Origin of the sequence: Catalinimonas alkaloidigena (assembly GCF_029504655.1) — a bacterium.
Taxonomy (GTDB): Bacteria; Bacteroidota; Bacteroidia; order Cytophagales; family Cyclobacteriaceae; genus Catalinimonas; species Catalinimonas alkaloidigena.
Genome location: NZ_JAQFIL010000001.1, coordinates 6,508,311 through 6,529,039 on the forward strand (window position 1 = coordinate 6,508,311; position 20,729 = coordinate 6,529,039).

Below are 20,729 nucleotides of genomic sequence, written 5' to 3' on the forward strand. Positions count from 1 at the left end.
CGGTAATTTCTCTCATTCAATAGATTTATTCAAATTTAAGAGCATAAACCAGTCTACCTAAACCATGCGTACACTTATCCTTCTTGTTTTTTTAGTCTCTTTCAGCATTTCTTCCCAGGCCCAGCAGTGGTATAAAGGCAACCTGCATACGCACTCTTACTGGAGCGATGGTGATGATTTTCCGGAAATGATCATGGGTTGGTACAAATCTCAGGGCTACCACTTTATTGGCTTATCTGATCATAATACGCTGGCAGAAGGCGAAAAGTGGAAGCTTATTCCTGACTCTCATGCCCATCGGCAGGGCTTTCAGAAGTACCTGGACAAATACGGTGAAGAGTGGGTAGAATACAAAAAAGAAAGAAATGATCGTATACGGGTAAAGCTCAAAACTTTGGCAGAATATCGCCCGCTCTTTGAGGAAGAAGGAGAGTTTCTCATCATTCAGTCGGAAGAAGTGACCGATGCCTACGAAGATAAGCCCATCCACATGAATGTGACCAATGTGCAGGAGTTAATTGAGCCCGAGCATGGCAATAGCGTGACGGAAGTGATGCAGAATAATATCAATGCTGTCAACCGGCAACGGCAAAAAACGGGAGTACCGATGTTTCCGCACATCAACCACCCTAATTTTGGCTGGGCCATCACCGTAGACGATATGATTCCGCTGACCGGAGAGCGATTTTTTGAAGTGTACAACGGTCATCCGCTGGTGCATAATTATGGCGACTCTACCCACATGGGCATGGAAAAGCTGTGGGATATCCTGATTACCAGCTATATCCAGGCGGGCAAACCTATCATGTACGGTTTAGCCACCGATGATGCCCACAGTTATCATGTATATAATACCGAACAAAGTAATCCCGGTCGTGGCTGGGTGATGGTAAGGTCTGAAGCGCTCACCCCCGAGGCGCTCATTGCCGCTATGGAAGTGGGAGACTTTTACAGCACTACTGGCGTGGAACTTGAAGAAGTAACTTATGGCAATGACTCGCTGGCCGTAAAAGTAAAAGAAGAGGGCGGCATAGACTACCGCATACAGTTCTGGGGCACCAAAAAAGGGGGCGCGGAAAGTGCTGAAATCAGCCGTGATGCTATGGGCGTACTGCTCAAGGAAGTAAAAGGGACAGAAGCTCACTACAAGCTACAGGAAGATGAGCTCTATGTACGGGCCAAGATTATCTCCACCAAACCCAAAATTAACCCTTTTCAGGAAGGGGATGTAGAGGAGGCCTGGACACAGCCGGTGGTGTTTGATTAATCCCGTATCTCTTCCTCCAAAGGAGGCACCCAACTGCCATTCAGCATCACTTTTTCTATCTGGTACATGGCTTGGATGTCTTCATAGGGATTGCCTCTCACGAGAATCAGGTCGGCCTGCTTCCCAGCTTCTATGCTGCCCAGACGGTCTTCTATGCGAAGGAAACGGGCGTTTTCCATGGTAGCCGCCTGTATGACCTCGGCATTACTCAGACCGCTTTCTATCAACAGCTCCATTTCTCTTTGGTAAGCCCAGCCAAAATCAGAGTAGGGCACGATAGCATGTGAGCCTACCACTACCAGGGCTCCTGCCGCTTTGGCTTTGCCTACAAAAGCCATCATCTTTTCAAAACCTTTTGCCTTTACGCTATCGGTGTTTTCCCCTTCCAGTTGGTACTCAAATATGCCCAGCGTAGGGCTTACGACTGTCTGATTTTCCACAATGAGCTGAATTAATGAATCGGCCTGGGAACTGTTCAGGTCAATGCTGTTCCATACCTCATATCTACCATTTCTGCGGGCATTATTATCTGCCAGTACCGCCTGACGGTAACGTTCAGCATCACGATAAGGCAGCATATCAATGCCAAAAGAAGTAACATGCTCAATACCATCTATGCCCGCATGAATGGCATCGGTAGCAGAAGTAATTTCCAGATGGGCAACGGCAGGAATGCCATGCTGATGGGCTTCTTCACAAATGGCCTGCATAATTTCTGGTGGAATGCGAAAGTACACTTTGATAGCCGAAGCGCCCTGCGCTACAAACTTTTTTACCTGCCCTCTTGCTTCTATTTCATCCCGCACGATAGAAGAGTTTTTGGGATAGGCAGGGGGAAACATATCCAGGTGCGGCCCGGTGAGGAAAAGGCGGGGAGTTGGTTCTCCGGATGCTCTTACATTGGCATAACTTTCTATCCAGGCACCCGGATCTCTAACCGAGGTAACGCCATTACGCAAAAAATGGGTAGGCAAAGCCTGGTTACCCAGATGAAAATGCGCGTCTATCAATCCAGGCATCAGTGTTAAACCTTCGGCTTCCAATACTCCAGCATCCTGTGGTACTTCTATGCTATCGCTTTGCCCTGCTTTCCAGATTTCACCATTTCTGACGATCACCGTAGCATTCTCCACAGGCTCACCTCCATGTCCGTCAATAAGCGTAGCGCCTACGATAGCAATGGTCTGCTCACCGATAGGAATTACATCTTCATTGACGGCTTTGATCTCTATGGTAATACTTTGATCCGAAGCAGGGACTTCCTTTTCATTTTCAGCCTGTTGGCTACAGCCAGATAATAAAAGGACAAAGAAGCTTAGTTTGATAATATGATTCATGGTATTGATAAGTCAAAAAAGAAATATATGTATTGAGATCTGCCAGGTTTTGTAGTGCCGAACATAGAAATTTCCAGAAAGTTTGTGAGACACAAACCTCGGCGGAGAATGAATTCTCAACGCGCTAGACTAGAAAACCTGGCAGATCCGGCAAGAGAATCTAGGAAATCTCTATCTGATGCTCAAAAGGTGTGATGCCGGTGATGTAAACGCATTGGCCTTCCAGTTTAGGCAGCGCTCCTCTGAGCTGTGTCCAGCGATGCTCTGCTTTTCCGGGTCCAAACCGGATTTCACTATCACCTTCCTTGAGGGTAGCATAACCGTCTTCCAGCAGGTAAGCCTCTTCTGTATCTTCCACTTTGGTTACGCCGCTCAGCTTACTGCCTTTACGAAAGGCCATTTCCAACGCTACCGGCACCCGGTCGGTACCCGTTACGCTGATGTCCAGCATAAAGCCCGTATTGGTTTCACGAATCCGTATTTCGGAGAGAAATTTCTGCACTTCACTTTGGGTGCGCTCATCACGAGGCAGCTTTTCCCAGTCGCCATCCGTAGTAGGCAACTGGTCTTCCGCAAAGGGTTGATAGTAGGGACCTTCCAGCCACTGGCGCAGCACAAATTCATCGCCCTCCCGCTCCAGTGACTCTCCTTCAAACTGCCCTTTGCCAAAAAAAGCAGAAGCCAGCCTTATGCCTTCCAGGGCCGCATTATTTTTGAAGAAAGTAAAAAAGATGGGGTTCTTGGCCAGAATGGTTGCATCCCTTTCTCCCCGGCGAATACGTACCAGATCAGAACCATTGAATATTTTGAGGTAATTTGTAGGCAGCGCAGAAGCTTGCGGCAAAGTTTTTTTCAGCTCAGGAGCTTCCAGCAAGTAAGCCAGCGCATTGCTGATGGCATCAGTTTCGTATTCTTCCAGATAGCCAGCCATCGCAGCAAACTGACTATCTTGATCATGCAGCGCCATATAACGGTAAGGGTAATAATAACGCTCCACCGTACCTCGCTGGTATTTATCCTGCCTCCCTGAGCCTTCCGACACTACCTCACCATTGGCGTGCAGGTAGTAAAGTGTCATCTCCAGGTTTTTTCGGACGGGTTCCAGCAGTTCCGGCTTATCCATCAGGCGGGCCACCGTAATCAGACTTTTATTCACAACCGGGCTGTAGATCAGCGTGCTTTGCTCGGTATACTGCCCATCTTCATCTATGTCTATATTTTCTTTCAGCCATTCATCTGCTCTCTCAACATAGAGGGGATCGGGAAACAGATGATGGATGCGGGCCAATGCCATGCATACCACCCAGCGGTGATTGGGGGTGTGTATCCCCCCTACCGACAAAGCTTTTCCTGCTCTTTCCAGATAGATTTTGAGATTATCTCTTACCGGCTGGGTAGCGGTTGAAGCATCCTGCTCCAGCAGCGTATAGCCCAGACTTACAGGTTCTACGGTGAAGGCCGTATCGGGGGTAGAATGAAAATTTGTTGAATGCAGATCAATGGTGCCATCAGGATGCTGCGCTTTGAGCATGTATTCGCTGGCACGGATCAGCGGTTGAATCAGGGCTTCATCATGATAGTATTTAGAGTCTTCCGAGACATAACCGCAGCCCAATGTCTGGAAGAAGCCGGCGGTTTGCTGAGGATTATGGATACCGTAATTATTTTTTACTCCCCCAAACCAAAGGTGTGAGGGATCATTCTCCTGCATTTTCAGGATACGGGAGATATACTCATCATAGTTTTTGACAAATTTTTTAAGTAGTTCATCGGTGGTATTCGCAGAAGAGGCGGATGAAAAATTGCTGCTAAGCGGGTTTGTCCATAGGGGGAGTATACAGGCAGTGCTTCCCACTTGCCGTAAGAACAGTCTTCTTTCCATAAATTAGCTTGTTGTATCGTAGTGTATGGTTGCAAGCTATCAAAATAGAGAAAGTCGTCCTGACTCGCAAATGAATTAGAGCAACCAGCTATCAGTTCGCTCCAAACAAGCTCATTTTACCATTACTCCACCTCTCCAAATCTGACCTGTAAGCTCAATCTAAGCGTACTTTGAAGTGGGTGTGTGCGCCCGGGCTGTGTAGCAGAGGGGTGCAAATATGCCAGATCCAGGCTTAAGATTTGATAACGTACTCCTAAGCCGGTGGTAAAATATTGTCTATCCCCTTTGTCTTCTGCTTCGTAATAATAACCTCCTCTCAGCCATACAGTTTCTTTGAATCCATATTCCAGCCCTGTACCTATCATGATTTCGCGCAGTTCTTCAGCAATACCACCCGGGGCGTCAGCAAACGAACCGAAAGTACCGCTGAACCAGCCTTTCTCAGATCCAAAGAATGTATTATAAGGAGTAGGAACCATAAGCTTCCTTAGGTTTAATGACCAGCTCAAACTATGATCATCATTGATTTGTGAACTCAGAGATGAGCCCAAACTTACATTGGCGGGTAAAAACTGTTTATCATTAAAGTAGGTCATTTTAGGTCCCAGATTGGCCATACTTCCCCCTAAGGTCAGTACACTTTCTTTTTGGAAAAGATTGAAATCTGTCTGGTACAATGCTCCCAGATCTACCGCAAAGCCGGAAGCTCTTTGAGGAATACCGCTTGCTGAGAAACTACCACTGTGATTACTGCCGATGAATTTGGCATTTCCTCCCAGGCTCCACTGCTTGCTGAGTTGATGTGCATAGGAAAGTGAAACGGAGAGGTCATGCGGATTTTCCACCGTAGCAATACCTCCTGATGGGGTGGGGAACTGAACGTCTCCCAAATCAAAATAGGTGGCGGATAGTCCCCAGGCTCCTTTTTCATTTACGCGCTGGGCAGCAGCAAAATGATAGAGATCCATATCGCTCACCACTTTGCGCAGCCAGGGTGTGTAAGAAAAGGACATATTACTTTTTTCGGGAAGCAGAGCAAGTTTAGCAGGGTTCCAGTACGCGGCATTGGCATCGGCTGAGAGGGCTACTCCCGCCTCACCCAGGCCAGCGGTACGGGCATCGGGCGTGATCAGTAAGAAAGGGGCTGAGGTAATAGGTATTTTTTCTCCGTTTTGACCGAGAACAGGAAGTGATTGCGCTAAAGAGATATTCGCGAGAAAGCTAAACAACGCGAAGGCAATCAGGCAGTTTTTCAGTTTTGACATCATATGAAATTTGGTTTGAATTGATCAAACACAAACTACCTATTCATAAATCGTCTTACGAGATATTCACACCTTGTTTTCAGTGTAAACGCTCAAGGAAATGGATCATTGTAACGAGAACAAATAAAAACTTCAGGAAGGATTTTATGAGCAGAAATACAAATAAGTTGTTATTATTCAGCATCTGTTTTAATTTACTGAGCGTGCTTAACCAGCGTGTACAATTTGAATCTACAACAGCCTATGATGAAAAATAACAGCAGAAGAAAATTTATCAAAAAAGCAGGAGCAGCGATATCTACAGCTTTTGCTTTTCCCACCATTATCCCTGCCTCTGCCCTGGGGAGAAACGGCTATGTTCCTCCCTCCGACAGGATTAACCTGGCTTTTATTGGTGCCGGAAACCAGGCCGGGAACGATGTAAAGAGTTTTTTAGAGGATGAAAGGGTACAGATCACTACCATTTGCGACGTGAATAAACAAAGCGCCGGCTACTGGGATGGTAAAGTTGCCGGGCGGGAGTTTATCATGAAAATGGTAGACGATGCCTATGGTGAAAAGTATGGAAAAAAATACAAATCCTGTCGCGGCTACGAAGATTTTAGAGATGTGATTGGCCGTAAAGATATAGATGCTGTGGAGATCGTTACACCTGACCACTGGCATGCCATACCTGTACTGATGGCTGCCGAAGCCAAAAAAGATATTTACTGTCAGAAGCCTCTGGCCCTCACGGTGGCCGAAGGCAGAGCCATGAGCGATGCGGTCAAAAAACATGAGGTAGTTTTTCAGACGGGCAGCCAGCAACGTTCCAACACGCATTTTCGCAGGGTATGTGAGCTGGTGAGAAATGGTAAGATTGGTGAATTGCAAACGGCCACCTGCAGCTTACCTGCGGGTACGCCTGATTTTGGGAAGACGGGGCACCTGACTGAAACGGTGCCTGTACCCAAAGGCTTCAATTATGACATGTGGCTGGGACCTGCTCCTGAAGCGCCTTATTGTCCGGCACGTACCCACGTAAATTTTCGCTGGATACTGGACTATTCCGGCGGTATGGTCACTGACTGGGGGGGGCACCATCCTGACATTGCGCAATGGGGCATGGATACCGAATATACCGGACCTGTCAAGATACAGAATGCAAAAGCTACGTGGGCGGATCATCCTATCTGGAATACTGCTACCGAGTTCTATTTTGAGTGTATCTATGAAAACGGATTAAAACTGATTGTGACCAGCAGTGAAAGCAATGGGGTAAAGTTCAGCGGCACAGAAGGCAGCGTATGGGCCAGTCGGGGCGAACATGATGCCGACCCTAAAAGTATACTTGGGGCAGAAATTGGACCTGATGGAACGCACCTTTACAAAAGTGACAATCATTTCCGTAATTTTATTGACTGTGTATTGTCCAGAGAAGAAACCATCGCTCCTGCGGAAGTAGCCCATCGCTCAATCACCATTGCACATCTGGGTAATATAGCGATGATGTTAGAGCAGGATCTGGAGTGGGACCCGCAGCAGGAAAGGTTTACAAATAACGAAGAAGCCAACAAAATGCTTTCCCGAAAAATGCGTGAGCCCTGGGACAAAGTATATCAGAAATATATGGTGTAATTGTCTTGTTCTGCAAAAAAACACTTCTAAAAAGAATGTAACCCTCCTTTTCAAAAATGGAGGGTTAAAATTTCTGCAACAGTGATATTGCTTATAAGCCTTGCATTGCTTGCAGTACTTCCAGATACAGACCGGGTTTATCCAGATTGACCAGATCGGCCTCAGACTTAATTACAGTTTTAAATTCCTCCGCAGTATTACTACTGGCATAGGCCATGATCTGTATGCCTAAAGAGTCGCAGAGCTGTACCATCTCGGGGGTGATCTCCTGCACATTACACTCTATGATATCAGCATCATATTTCTCTTTGGCTTCCATGACTTCCTCTACGGAGTGTGCATTGATCTTAACTCTAAGCTCAGGCGCCAGCACACTAAATTCTTCAAGCATGCTATCACTCCAGAACCAAAAAAAGGTTTCATCCTCCATATTATACTTACGCACTAGCCTGACCACTTCTTCCAGGTCGGCAGTTTTTACATCCAGATAAGCCTTAGCTTTTCCTTTGATCCAGCGCAAGTACTCTTCCAGGCGCGGAACTTTTTCACCTGCATATGCTTCACCAAACCAGCTTCCGGCATCCAATTTGTCTATATATTCTGAAGTTCTCAGGCGTATTGGACCCCAGCCATCTGTAGTGCGGCCTAGTCCCAGGTCGTGCATGATGTAGTGCACGCCATCCAGGCTGCGATGCACATCTATTTCCACATAGTCAACACCCAGTTCAATAGCTTTGGCAGCAGCGGCAAAAGTATTTTCAGGAGCCAGATGATTAGCGCCTCTATGCACAACTATTTCAATGGGATGCTTTTTAAGCAGGCTGGCGACAGCTTTTTCCTGTAAAGAATAATCCGGTATATACTCTTCATACACCACCTCTGAGGGAGAGCAGGCCAGGCAAGCCAGCAATAGAAATAATGAGTATTTAAAACTCCTCATAGTTTTATTTAGCGCGTAAAAAAGGTCTGACAAATTTGCCAGACCTCAATATAATATCTTACAATATCAACACTTTTTATTCCAACATCTAGTTGATGCGCATATCCCTTGTATTGATCAGGGCGCCAGCTCCTTTGATGGCTGCCTGCGCACTGGGGACTACCTCACTGAAGTTTTCTTCATCAGCTGCATTCACCTGTGCTATCTCCCTATCCAGTTTTTCCAGATAGGTCTTATACTTTTCAATATTGCCTTCAATGACACTTTCATCACTTTGATCTCCCGGCTTTGCTTCCAGCGCTCTCACCTGGTTTTCCAGTTCTGTTTTGTGAAGGTTCAGGGTAGACAATAGCTTCTGCTTATCTAGCCTAAAAACGCCTGTATTGAGATCCACCGGCTGACCATCAGCCAGATTTGTGCTATCCATCACTTTTTCTTCAGGGTACATGGCTGAGTCTTCATCGTATTCTGCTTCACCTAAGCTGTTGTCTTCCGCATTATTATCCGGATTGGAGTCACAGGCGGCTCCCATCAGCATTACCGAAAACAGCAAAACAGAAATAGATAAAAATTTGAATATATTCTTATTTTTCATTGTTACCTCCATTAGTTAAAAAAATCGGTCTAACTTGATTATTAAACAAGCAAGCAAGCATACTGTTTAAGTGTGGCAATAATGATTTTTGGCTATACTTTTGCTACACCGATATGCGTTAAGCACAAAGATGACTATCCTATGAAACAGCATACCATTTTTATAGCCTGTATGGGCTTATCCATTATTTTACTCAGCAGTAGTTATCAGATTCCTAATATTGAATTGGTAAAAACCAAAATCACGGAGAATATATCACTTGGTGTACCTAAATCTTTTCAGTCGATGACGGAAGAACTGATGAATCAGCGCTACCTTACGGCGCGTAAACCTATCGCTGCTTACACCAATGATAAGCGGATGGTAGACCTGACAGTGAATACCTCTAACACCCGCTGGCAACCTTCTGACCTTCCTATGCTCAAAGATTTTTACAAAGCCAGCCTGCTGGAACTGTATGATGAGGTGAGTTTCTCCCGCGAAGAGATTGAAGAAATCAACGGAAAGAATTTTGTGGTTTTTGAATTTACATCCATCGTAAGACCGGAAGAAAACGCCCTTAACCCACAACAACCCGTGCGAAAGTATACCAGAATACAGTACACGGTGCACGGAGGTAAGACGCTGGTATTTAACTTCACTTGCCCTCAGGCACTACAGCAGCAGTGGGAAAGTACTGCCGGAAAAATTATGCAAAGTATCCAAATTAAGTAAGCGTGGGCATACTTAAACCTGACGATGAATATTATATGCAGCAGGCCCTTCGGCTGGCTGAGCAGGCTTATGAAGAGGGCGAGATCCCGGTGGGAGCTATCGTCGTTTCCAACGAACGTATCATTGCCAAAGCTTATAACCAGACTGAGAAGCTACAGGATGTAACGGCACATGCTGAGATGCTGGCCCTTACTTCTGCTTTCAACTATTTTGGCGCCAAGTATCTGCCCGAATGTACGCTCTATGTTACCTTAGAACCCTGCGTGATGTGTGCGGGAGCGCTCCACTGGGCACAGCTAGGAGGATTAGTATATGCCGCACCTGATGAGAAAAAAGGGTTTACCCAATACAATGACCGCATACTTCATCCGCGTACGCAGGTGAGACAAGGGGCCCTTGCTCAGGAAAGCACTGAGCTGATACAGACTTTTTTTCGCCGAATGCGGGGTAAAGAAGACTGAGCAGCGCTTACTCATGTTAATGACAGAAAGCTGCCAGACTTCGGGAACTTTGCAAATTGATAAATCCGCTTATTGTTAGTATAAGGTATAGCCTACCCCGAAGCGGATAGCGAGATTACTCCTTTCAAAGTAATAATCCAGCATACCCTCCAGACGCCAGTTGTCGGTAATCTTGCGGGCATAGCCTGTCCCAAACGCATAATCTACTTCTTTGCCTAAGAGAGGGCGGAAACGCAGGAAGACCGGATTGATAGGATAAAAACGTATGCCCGGCACAAAGCGTACACTTTCTGTCCAAACCTCCAGCCCGGCAGTAGCTGCCAGTTGTTCATAAAGAAAATAGTTGAACTCAAGACCAAACTGAGCCTTATCCACAAACTCAAAAGGATCGCGGTTGTCTGTCTTGTAAGCGTCTAGCTGGGCAGTGAATAAATATTGCGCATCAACTTCTAGCGCTACAAAAAATAATGCAAGTAATAAGAATTTCTTCATAGAGACCGATAGTTTCGGTAAAGGTAACAGCTATTCCTTTTGTTCGTAAAGTTTTTTTAGTTCATTTAACTCATCCCGCATACGGGCGGCCTCCATAAAATCAAGTTCTTTGGCAGCCTTTTCCATATTCTTCTGAGTTTTGCCGATTAGCTTTTCCAGATCTACTTTGTTCATATAGGCTACTACAGGGTCAGCGGCAATGCTGAACTCCTCCGGACCGGCATAGGCCTTTTTGACCGCTTTCTTAGAATCAGCGACACGGGTAGAGAACATAATAGCCTCTTTGGACTTAAGCACTGTTTTGGGGGTAATGCCATGCTCTTCGTTATATTCCATTTGCTTGCTACGGCGACGGTTAGTTTCGTCAATCGCTACCTGCATGGAGCCGGTAACCCTATCTGCGTACATGATCACCATACCGTTTTCGTTACGCGCTGCACGGCCGATGGTCTGAATAAGCGAGCGCTCATTCCTTAAGAAGCCTTCTTTGTCTGCATCCAGAATAGCTACCAGAGAGACTTCCGGCAAGTCCAGACCTTCACGCAGCAGGTTTACGCCTACCAGTACGTCAAACTCGCCCAGGCGCAGTTGCCGTAAGATCTCTACCCTGTCCAGAGACTTGACTTCGGAGTGAATATAGCGGCTGCGCACGCCTGCCCTTTCCAAAAACTTCTGAAGTTCTTCAGCCATACGTTTGGTCAGGGTAGTCACTAACACTCTCTCCTGTAATTTCACCCTTTCGTCAATCTCGCCCAGTAAATCATCTATCTGATTAAGGCTGGGGCGCACTTCTATTACGGGATCTAGCAGTCCGGTGGGACGGATTACCTGCTCTACTACGACACCTTCAGAGTTACGCAGCTCATATTCGCTGGGCGTAGCACTTACATAGATAACCTGGCTGGTCATATCCTCAAACTCGTTGAAGGTCAATGGCCGATTGTCCAAAGCAGATGGCAGGCGGAAGCCATAATCTACCAGGCTGGTTTTTCGGGCCCGGTCACCACCCCACATCCCTCTCACCTGCGGTATGGTTACGTGGCTTTCGTCTATCATCATCAGGTAATCTTCGGGAAAGTAATCCAGCAGGCAGAAAGGGCGCTGCCCGGGCTGACGGCGGTCAAAGTAGCGGGAGTAATTTTCTATGCCTGAACAATACCCTAACTCCCGGATCATCTCCAGGTCAAATTCCGTACGTTCTTCTATCCGCTTGGCTTCCAGAAAGCGCTTTTCATCTTTAAAATTCTGTACCTGCTCCACCAGATCATCCTGTATTTCGTAAACAGCTTTCTGGGTAGTATCCTTTGCAGTCACGAAGAGGTTGGCGGGATAAATGGTAATCAGGCGTTCATCCGCTATTTTTTTTCCGCTGTGGGGATCAATACGGTGGATGGCTTCAATCTCATCTCCCCAGAAGTAAATGCGGTAGGCAAAGTCTGCGTAGGCGGCAAAAATATCTACTGTATCCCCTTTCACCCTGAAGTTACCCCGCTTGAACTCAGCTTCCGTACGGCTGTATAAAATATCTACCAACGAATACAATAACCGCTGACGTGACAATACGTCTCCCTCCTGCAAGCGGATCACGTTTTTGCCAAACTCCTCAGGATTTCCCAGACCATAGATACAAGAAACTGATGCGACTACCAATACATCACGCCTGCCGGAGAGAAGTGCAGAGGTAGCACTTAAGCGAAGCTTTTCTATCTCCTCATTGATAGACATATCTTTTTCTATGTAGAGATTGGTCGTAGGGATATAAGCTTCCGGCTGATAGTAATCGTAATAAGAAATGAAGTACTCCACCGCGTTTTCGGGAAAAAACTGCTTAAACTCACCAAAAAGCTGCGCTGCCAGAGTTTTGTTATGACTGATCACCAAGGTGGGGCGGTTGAGGTTGGCAACTACATTAGCCATGGTAAAGGTTTTACCAGAGCCGGTTACTCCCAGCAGGGTCTGTGCGCGTTCTCCACTCTCTATGCCTTCAGTGAGCTGGCGTATAGCCTCCGGTTGGTCGCCGGTAGGCTCATATTCAGAAATTAGTTTAAAATCCATGTTATAATGATCAATGAGTAATGAACAATGAATAGTATGGCGATTGTTTTACAAAACATTTTTTGTAAAGCATTCATCACCAATCATCCGCTCATTAGCCGTTATTCCAGATTTCCCAGCTCTTTTCTGCTTGCAGGTGTAGCATCTCCAGGCCGTTTTTTACTGCGGCTCCTCTTTCCTCACTTTTCTTCATGAAAAGGGTTATCTCAGGATTGTATACAAGGTCGTAGCAGTAGTTTGCTGAACTCAACTGCTCATAAGCTATATCCGGACAGGTTTCTATATTGGGAGACATGCCCAGCGGGGTAGTATTGATGATAAGAGGGAATTCCTTCAGCTGATGTTTTTGTTTTAACTCCTCATAGCTTATCGCATGCTCAGAAGATTCTCTGGAGATCATCATAAAATCTATCTCTAGGGCATGAAGGGTACATTTCACCGCCCTTGAGGCTCCACCGGTCCCCAGAACAAGGGCTTTTTTAACTTGCTTAGCCCCTAGCCAGTTTTCCAAGGACTCTTTGAAGCCATAGTAGTCAGTATTGAATCCCATACGTTTGTTATTCTCAAACTTAATGGTATTCACCGCACCCACCAGCTTGGCACTTCCATCCAGGCCATCCAGGTAACGCATCACCTGCTGCTTATAAGGAATGGTCACATTCATCCCCTTGATATTGGGATGCTGCTCAATCAGTTGGGGAAACTCCTGAATATCTTTCAGTTCAAACAATTCATAACTTGAGTCTTCAATATGCTCCTGCTCAAACTTATTGCTGAAATATTGCTTGGAAAAAGAATGACTCAAACGGTAGCCAATAAGGCCGTATAGGTTTTTCATATCTTAAAAATGTAACAGGCGCTACTGATTTTGTATACGCTGACTAATCTCTAAAAAATAAAAGTCTTTGACAACTCGGCAGAAAGTTGGGGGCCAAAAGATAATCAGGCAGGCTGTTTGGCAATAAAATGCTCTATTTCTTTAAGTTTAATTTTACCTTCATAATAAGCACGCCCAAACACTACGCCATATAGACCAAGGTCCCTCAGATGCTCTATGTCCTCCAGCCGCTGAACACCTCCGCTGGCAATCAGCTTAATTCCGGGAAATTTGTCCATCAGGTCACGATATAGCTCAAATGAGGGGCTTTCTATATTTCCTTCTTTAGAAATATCGCTTGTCTTGAGGAATTTAAGGCTACGGCTATAGAAATACTCCACATGATCAAATAAATTGATTCCCGTATCCTGTTGCCAGCCCTGAATCGCTATTTTTCTACCTTCACGAACTCCAGTGAGGGCATCCCCTCCCAGTACGATTTTCTCTCTACCGTAGGAAATAATCCAGGAAGCAAACTCTTCAGGGTTTTTGACCGCTAGCGTGGCTGCTGTAATACGGCGTGCCCCGGACTCAAGAGCTGTATTCACATCTCCATCCGTATTAATACCTCCTGCAAAATCCACTTCCAAATTGGTATGGCCGGCGATAGCTTCCAGCACATGAAAATGTATGGGTTTACCCTTGCGGGTGCCATCCAGGTCTACCAGTTGTAATTTTGTGACGCCATGATCCTCAAATTTTTTAGCCAAATCAATCGGACTCTCTTCATATACCTGCTCACGAGAAAAATTACCCTGATGCAAGCGTGTGATCTTGTTATTCAGGATAGAAATTGAGGGGATGATTTGAATTTTCCTTAGTTGCATAACCTTTGTATAGTAACTATTCCGGTCAAGAAATGGAATTGAAATATACTATATAAATTCTTTTTTTATAAAGTGCTAACACAATATATTCCTAATTTCTTGTATAGGTTTCAAATATACTGCTAAAAAACTAATAAAATAGCAAAGTTATGCTTTAAGAAAAGGTGATTTTTCTGTATAAGAATTTTCCTCTTCTCCTATACAGAAAACCACCTTTATTTTCCTTTATACCTATCCTGACAGGTCATATATACTTAGGGCAAATCCCCAAAGTAATATGATTATGGCTTATAAATAAACACTCCATGATTGGTGGCTACATACATAGCCTCTTCAGTGGTTCCGGAGAATAAGCCCAGGTCCAGCGCGGCATATTGTTTTTCTTGCTGGCCACCATACTGAACAGTGTTCCAGCTCTGCCCAAAATCGGTAGTTGTATAGATAATAATATCCCCCAAATCAGTTCCGCCATCGGTACCCGCAGCATATACTTTGTCACCATCTTCCCTGCTATTTTGCATGTCATGAAAATAACTATAATTATCCGGGCTTAGCACAATCTCCCAGTTCTCTCCTGCATCCGCTGAGTAGATAATACGCCCTTCCATTCCTACAAGCAACTGATCTGAGTTTTCTGACTTGATCACCATAGAGTAGACAGCGTTGTCGCCATCAGCAGGGACCCTTATAGGCAGCCAGTTCTGTCCTCCATCGGTAGATTTTACCATATAAGGAGAGAAAATGCTCGTTTCACCCCCTGCCCAGATGACGTCAGGGTTTTCATCGCTTACCCGGATCAAGTCAGCCTGGTAACCCGCATTATCCCAGTCAGCAAATACGCTGGTCCAGCTCTGACCGCCATCAGTAGATTTAGCCACATTATATGCACCTCTTCCGAAGACGATATCAGCATTAACAGGGTTTACATCCAGAGCCTGACAAGTGATGGCTCCCTGCTGCCCACCGAAATCTGACTGTAATGCAGTCCAGCTGTTTCCAGCGTTATTAGTTTCGTACAAGGTGGCGGAAGGGTTTTCCGCACTTAGCGCTACACTAGCCAGCAAATGCTCATTGGTTAGTATGGCAAAGTCAGTGACCTCCATGCCAGACAATCCGGCATCTGACCATACCGTATCTTCGCTGCCCAACATTTTTTTGAACATCCCCTCCTGGGTAGCTGCATACACCCAGTCACCGGATACCTCTACTTCATTTACATAATAATCTCCCAGGCCGGTGTAGGTCCAGGTTTGAGAAGGAATTTGCTCATTTCCGTCTCCCATAGGATCGTTTTCATCACAAGCAGTAGCCAGGAATAGTATGCCTACTACCCAAAAAATAGCTTTGATATTCATAGCTTAAAAAGTTTTTGAGGTTAAAAAATAGAACTACTATACTAAAACTACAGGTATCAGCCGCTATTAGTTCAGAAAAATGACATACTGATAATTCCGCTGAGCATCAGCAGCTTACAGAAATTACTCAAAAAATTAAACTCCTTTTTGGTATCCGCATATACAAGTCGCACAATGAAGTAGGTAATAGGAATGATGAGGATCAAAAAATAAGCGATCAGAGTCTTATTACCCAGCATACCGGACATAAAGAAGAGCAAAAAGATAAATAAGGCGGAGAGAAAATATAAAAACAACTTGGTGTAGCGTACACCTAAAAGTATGGGTAGCGTTTTGCAGCCAAAGGACTCATCGCCCTGCATATCTTCTATGTCCTTGATAATTTCTCTCAACAAGGAGATAGCAAAGGCAAAAACAGCATAGGTATATACCAGAAGTTGATTTTGCGGAAAATAAATGGACACTACCCAAACCGCAAGCCCTGACAAACCTGCAATAACCAGGTTTCCTACCAGCGGAAGGCGCTTGAGCTGATTGGAATACAGCCAGAGTAAAAAAGCTGCAATAAAATTAACCAGTCCGACTTTAGGCGAAAGGTAAAAGCCAATGCCAATACCTAATATATTGAGTATGGTATGGGCGATCATTACATATCTGCGTTTGATCAGCCTGCCTACAATCACTCTGTTGGGCTTGTTAATATAGTCAATCTTTATATCGTAGTAGTCGTTAATCAGATAACCGCCTGCCGCGATAATGCTTGTAGAGAAAATCAGAAGAAATAGCTCATGATCTTTGGCATAACCTTTCCAGGTAGTATGTATATCAGCCAGAAAAATAGCGGTAAAGTACTGGGTCAAAGCGAGGATCACAAGGTTGTGCACACGGGTCACCTTGGCAAAACCAGTGAGGATAGACTTTCCACGATATGCGATTCTGGCAGATTTCATCTTTTTATTTAATAAAAACGCTACTCTGTTATAAAATTACCAATAATAAAAGACTAGTATTCAACCACTCAAAATAATTAGCTGTTTTCTTTAATGGCTCAAAAGAAACAATATAATAAGCATCATTGTATCGATACAGGGATTGCTTAGTTGGCTAGCTTCTCTTACTTACTGAGCTTGCTTTATTAAGTTACATGAATCTTCTTTAACTTCGCATTCGGAAAGAATATTGTATTATGAATATTACAAAAGAAAAACTGCATCAATTATTAAGCGAAAAAGTATTAATTCTGGATGGTGCCATGGGTACCATGATACAGGGCTATCAGCTTGAGGAGGAAGACTTTCGTAATGAGGCGCTGAAAGATCACGATAAACCCCTAAAGGGTAATAACGATCTGCTTTCTGTCACCCGACCGGATGTAATCAAAGAGATACATGCCATTTATTATGAGGCTGGGGCAGACATTGCGGAAACCAATACGTTCAGTTCTACATCTATTGCCCAGGCTGACTATGGGCTGGAGCATCTGGTATATGAACTGAACTACCAGTCGGCTAAAATCGCCAAAGAGGTGGCTGAAGAGTTTACTGCCCGTGAGCCGGATAAGCCCAGGTTTGTGGCAGGCTCCTTAGGCCCAACCAACCGTACAGCCTCTCTATCTCCAGATGTTAATGATCCTGGCTACCGGGCCATCACTTTTGATCAGTTGGTAGAAGCGTATCGTGAGCAGGCTGTGGGCCTGATTGATGGTGGTGTTGATCTGTTGCTCGTTGAGACTGTGTTTGATACACTCAATGCCAAAGCTGCCTTATTTGCCCTCAACTCACTTATGGAAGAAAAAGAGCTGGACATTCCTATTATGGTATCTGGCACTATTACCGATGCGAGCGGACGTACCCTCTCCGGGCAAACCACCGAAGCTTTCTGGAGCTCAGTGATGCATGGGAACCTATTCACTATAGGACTCAACTGTGCGCTGGGAGCAAAGGATTTACTGCCTTATATCAAAGAACTGGACAAACATGCTACCTGCCACGTTTCAGCACACCCTAATGCCGGGCTACCCAACGAGTTTGGTGAATATGACCAAACGCCTGAGCAAATGGCTGCGGAGCTGGAGCCTTTTGTTAAAAACGGCCACCTGAATATTCTGGGAGGCTGCTGTGGTACAACTCCTGAGCATATACGCAAAATTGCTGAAATGGCAGCCAAGTATTCGCCGCGGACAACAAAAAACTCAAGCTTGTCAGAAGCCTGAACTTTGAAGCTTGAATTGAATAATTAATGTACCTAATTTAAAATGAGTAATACTACAAACATAGAAGATTCACTAGTTGCCAAAGTAACTAAAGACCCGAATATTCCAGACATGCGCCTTAGCGGCCTGGAGCCACTGCTGGTCAATGAAACTACCGGCTTCGTGAATGTGGGAGAGAGAACCAATGTAACTGGTTCACGCAAGTTCGCTCGCCTGATTACGGAAGAGAAGTATGAAGAGGCCATTGAGGTAGCCCGCGACCAGGTAGAAGGAGGTGCGCAGGTGATTGATATCAACATGGATGAGGGCATGCTGGACAGTGAAGCCTGCATGGTCAAATATATTAATCTAATCTCTGCTGAGCCGGACATCGCTCGCGTTCCACTGATGATAGACTCTTCTAAATGGAATGTGATAGAAGCGGGGCTTAAGTGTGCTCAGGGAAAAAGTATTGTCAACTCAATTAGTTTAAAAGAAGGAGAAGAAAACTTCATTCAACAGGCCAAAAAAATCAAGTTATACGGCGCAGCGGTGATCGTCATGGCTTTTGACGAAACCGGCCAGGCCGATAATTACGAGCGGCGCATAGAAATCGCTCAGCGCTCCTACGATGTACTGGTCAAGAAAGTGAAATTCCCTCCCCAGGATATCATTTTTGACCTGAATATTTTTCCGGTAGCTACCGGTATGGAAGAGCATCGGCGCAACGCCATAGACTTTTTCCGCGCTACCAAATGGGTAAGAGAAAATCTACCCGGCGTACACGTGAGCGGAGGAGTGAGTAACGTATCCTTCTCCTTTCGGGGCAACAATCCTGTTCGGGAAGCCATGCACTCTGCCTTCCTTTATCATGGTCGCCGGGCGGGTATGGATATGGGCATTGTAAACCCCAGCATGCTGGAAGTGTATGATGACATTCCTAAAGACCTGCTGGACCTGGTGGAAGATGTACTGCTGGACAGGAAAGAGGATTCTACCGAGCGCCTTTTGGATTTTGCCGAACAGATCAAAGACAAAGGTAAAACCAAAAAGAAAGACGATAAAGAATGGCGTAAGCTGCCTTTAGCCAAGCGGATAGAGCATGCTCTGGTCAAAGGTATTGTAGAATTTATTGAGGAGGATGCGGAAGAAGCCCGTCAGCAGTACGATAAGCCTATAGAAGTAATTGAAGGCCCGCTGATGGACGGTATGAATGTGGTAGGCGACCTCTTTGGCTCCGGTAAGATGTTTCTTCCCCAGGTAGTAAAAAGCGCCCGTGTAATGAAAAAAGGCGTGGCCTACCTTATTCCTTATATAGAAAAAGAGAAAGAAAGATCTGGCACCGCTCACGAAGCCAAAGGCAAAGTGCTGATGGCCACCGTAAAAGGTGACGTACACGATATCGGTAAAAATATTGTGAGTGTGGTACTGGGCTGTAATAACTACGATGTGGTGGACATGGGCGTAATGGTCCCTGCAGAAGATATACTCGCTAAAGCGAAAGAAGAGCAGGCCGATGTTATCGGATTGAGCGGATTGATCACCCCTTCGCTGGATGAAATGGTAAATGTTGCCGAGATGATGGAGAAAGAAGGGTTTACCATTCCCCTGTTGATCGGTGGGGCTACTACGTCCAAAATTCATACGGCTGTAAAGATAGAGCCCAACTATAGTGGCCCGGTGATTCATGTATTGGATGCATCACGCTCAGTGCCGGTAGTGAGCAATCTGCTCAATAAGAAAAACCGGGAAGCTTTTGCGCAGGAGATCCGGGAAGATTACCAGCAAATGCGTGACAGGCATTCCAAAAAGAAAAAGACTAAGAATTTTGTACCCATAGCAGAAGCTCGGGAGAATAAATTTCAGACCGATTGGTCGTCTCGTGAGGTAGTTAAGCCTCGCTTTCTGGGTTTCCGCACTTTTGATGATTACTCTCTGGAGGAAATCAGCCACTATATAGACTGGACGCCCTTCTTCATGACCTGGGAGCTCGCTGGTAAATTTCCCAAAATACTGGATGATGAGGTGGTAGGAGAGCAGGCACGTATTCTATACCGCGATGCGCAGCAAATGCTCAAAAAGGTGATAGATGAGAAACTCCTCACCGCTAAAGCCGTGGTAGGTTTCTTTCCTGCCAATGCCATAGGAGATGATGATACTGAGCTTTACCAGTTTGATAGTCACGGCAATGAGGATCGCACTCAGGTACTGACCACTTTACATCACCTGAGGCAACAAACGAAAAAGGCTAAAGGGAAAGATTATATGAGCCTGGCAGACTTTGTGGCTCCCAAAGATAGCGGCATTGAGGATTATGTAGGTGGTTTTGCCGTAACGGCTGGGCTGGGTTCTGATGAAGTCGCAAAAAAATACGAAGAGGATCATGATGATTATAATTCTATTATGATCAAAGCGATTGCCGACAGGTTGGCGGAAGCTTTTGCAGAGCTGATGCATGAACGTGTGCGTAAAGAGTTCTGGGCTTATGTTCCTGATGAGCAGCTTAATAGTGAGTCCTTGATCCGCGAGCAGTATCAGGGGATAAGACCAGCACCAGGTTATCCTGCCTGCCCCGACCATACGGAGAAAGAGACGCTCTTTAAGCTATTAGATGTGACCAAAAGCACTGGGATCTCCCTTACAGAAAGCTACGCTATGTTTCCGGCATCTTCAGTTAGTGGCTGGTACTTTTCTCACCCGGACTCAAAATACTTCGGTATATCTAAGGTGGATAAGGATCAGGTGGAAGATTATGCCAAGCGTAAAGGAATGGACCTTTCTGCTATGGAAAAGTGGCTCAGTTCTAATCTGGGATATGATCCTAAATAAGGATCAAGCTTAAAAGTTGTGGGGT

General features: G+C 45.4%; 17 protein-coding genes. 6 read left to right on the forward strand and 11 right to left on the reverse strand.

The window, feature by feature from the left end:
• Window positions 1–64 precede the first annotated feature (64 nt).
• Window positions 65–1,267 (forward strand): CehA/McbA family metallohydrolase domain-containing protein, encoded by a 1,203-nt coding sequence (locus OKW21_RS26320; RefSeq protein ID WP_277485497.1) that lies wholly within the window; start codon window positions 65–67, stop codon window positions 1,265–1,267.
• Here OKW21_RS26320 and OKW21_RS26325 read toward each other — a convergent pair.
• The 3 genes from OKW21_RS26325 to porV form a co-directional block, all read right to left on the reverse strand.
• On the reverse strand, window positions 1,264–2,604 hold the full coding sequence (locus tag OKW21_RS26325; RefSeq protein ID WP_277485499.1) for an amidohydrolase family protein: 1,341 nt from the start codon (window positions 2,602–2,604) through the stop codon (window positions 1,264–1,266). The genes OKW21_RS26320 and OKW21_RS26325 overlap by 4 nt on opposite strands.
• A gap of 160 nt (window positions 2,605–2,764) precedes the next feature.
• Window positions 2,765–4,486 (reverse strand): hypothetical protein, encoded by a 1,722-nt coding sequence (locus tag OKW21_RS26330; RefSeq protein ID WP_277485501.1) that lies wholly within the window; start codon window positions 4,484–4,486, stop codon window positions 2,765–2,767.
• A 122-nt stretch (window positions 4,487–4,608) separates the two neighbouring features.
• Window positions 4,609–5,754 (reverse strand): type IX secretion system outer membrane channel protein PorV, encoded by a 1,146-nt coding sequence (gene porV / locus OKW21_RS26335; protein ID WP_277485503.1) that lies wholly within the window; start codon window positions 5,752–5,754, stop codon window positions 4,609–4,611.
• 240 nt (window positions 5,755–5,994) lie between these two features.
• Here porV and OKW21_RS26340 point away from each other — a divergent pair, with 240 nt between their 5' ends.
• Entirely contained in the window at window positions 5,995–7,368 is a 1,374-nt protein-coding gene (locus tag OKW21_RS26340; RefSeq protein ID WP_277485506.1) for a Gfo/Idh/MocA family protein, read from the forward strand.
• A 91-nt stretch (window positions 7,369–7,459) separates the two neighbouring features.
• On the opposite strand, the gene OKW21_RS26345 is transcribed toward OKW21_RS26340, so the two are convergent.
• Both OKW21_RS26345 and OKW21_RS26350 read right to left on the reverse strand, forming a co-directional pair.
• Entirely contained in the window at window positions 7,460–8,308 is an 849-nt protein-coding gene (locus OKW21_RS26345) for a glycerophosphodiester phosphodiesterase family protein (protein WP_277485509.1), read from the reverse strand.
• Window positions 8,309–8,396: 88 nt separating this feature from the next.
• Window positions 8,397–8,903, reverse strand: a complete 507-nt coding sequence (locus tag OKW21_RS26350) for a hypothetical protein (protein WP_277485511.1) — start codon at window positions 8,901–8,903, stop codon at window positions 8,397–8,399.
• A 141-nt stretch (window positions 8,904–9,044) separates the two neighbouring features.
• On the opposite strand from OKW21_RS26350, the gene OKW21_RS26355 reads away from it, so the two are divergent.
• The gene (locus OKW21_RS26355; RefSeq protein WP_277485513.1) at window positions 9,045–9,617 is read left to right on the forward strand and encodes a hypothetical protein; all 573 of its coding nucleotides are present in this window, start codon (window positions 9,045–9,047) and stop codon (window positions 9,615–9,617) included.
• 2 nt (window positions 9,618–9,619) lie between these two features.
• Window positions 9,620–10,078 (forward strand): nucleoside deaminase, encoded by a 459-nt coding sequence (locus OKW21_RS26360; RefSeq protein WP_277485515.1) that lies wholly within the window; start codon window positions 9,620–9,622, stop codon window positions 10,076–10,078.
• 75 nt (window positions 10,079–10,153) lie between these two features.
• Here OKW21_RS26360 and OKW21_RS26365 read toward each other — a convergent pair whose 3' ends face one another.
• The 6 genes from OKW21_RS26365 to OKW21_RS26390 all read right to left on the reverse strand — a co-directional run bounded on the left by OKW21_RS26365 (window position 10,154) and on the right by OKW21_RS26390 (window position 16,634).
• A complete protein-coding gene (locus OKW21_RS26365; RefSeq protein WP_277485517.1) occupies window positions 10,154–10,570 on the reverse strand; it encodes a hypothetical protein in 417 nt (138 codons plus the stop codon).
• 30 nt (window positions 10,571–10,600) lie between these two features.
• Entirely contained in the window at window positions 10,601–12,625 is a 2,025-nt protein-coding gene (gene uvrB, locus OKW21_RS26370; RefSeq protein ID WP_277485519.1) for an excinuclease ABC subunit UvrB, read from the reverse strand.
• A 94-nt stretch (window positions 12,626–12,719) separates the two neighbouring features.
• Window positions 12,720–13,463 (reverse strand): shikimate dehydrogenase family protein, encoded by a 744-nt coding sequence (locus tag OKW21_RS26375; RefSeq protein WP_277485521.1) that lies wholly within the window; start codon window positions 13,461–13,463, stop codon window positions 12,720–12,722.
• Between the two features lie 104 nt (window positions 13,464–13,567).
• Window positions 13,568–14,329 carry a 1-(5-phosphoribosyl)-5-[(5-phosphoribosylamino)methylideneamino]imidazole-4-carboxamide isomerase gene (locus OKW21_RS26380; protein WP_277485524.1) on the reverse strand — a complete coding sequence of 254 codons (762 nt, stop codon included), beginning with the start codon at window positions 14,327–14,329 and terminating at the stop codon, window positions 13,568–13,570.
• Between the two features lie 281 nt (window positions 14,330–14,610).
• Entirely contained in the window at window positions 14,611–15,684 is a 1,074-nt protein-coding gene (locus tag OKW21_RS26385) for a WD40/YVTN/BNR-like repeat-containing protein (protein ID WP_277485526.1), read from the reverse strand.
• 71 nt (window positions 15,685–15,755) lie between these two features.
• Window positions 15,756–16,634 (reverse strand): geranylgeranylglycerol-phosphate geranylgeranyltransferase, encoded by an 879-nt coding sequence (locus tag OKW21_RS26390; RefSeq protein ID WP_277485529.1) that lies wholly within the window; start codon window positions 16,632–16,634, stop codon window positions 15,756–15,758.
• A gap of 236 nt (window positions 16,635–16,870) precedes the next feature.
• Between OKW21_RS26390 and OKW21_RS26395 the strand changes: the two genes are divergently transcribed.
• Together OKW21_RS26395 and metH are read left to right on the forward strand one after the other, a co-directional pair.
• Window positions 16,871–17,896, forward strand: coding sequence for a homocysteine S-methyltransferase family protein (locus OKW21_RS26395; RefSeq protein ID WP_277485532.1), 1,026 nt, complete (start codon window positions 16,871–16,873; stop codon window positions 17,894–17,896).
• Window positions 17,897–17,938: 42 nt separating this feature from the next.
• Window positions 17,939–20,704 (forward strand): methionine synthase, encoded by a 2,766-nt coding sequence (metH, locus tag OKW21_RS26400; RefSeq protein WP_338130090.1) that lies wholly within the window; start codon window positions 17,939–17,941, stop codon window positions 20,702–20,704.
• Window positions 20,705–20,729 lie beyond the last annotated feature (25 nt).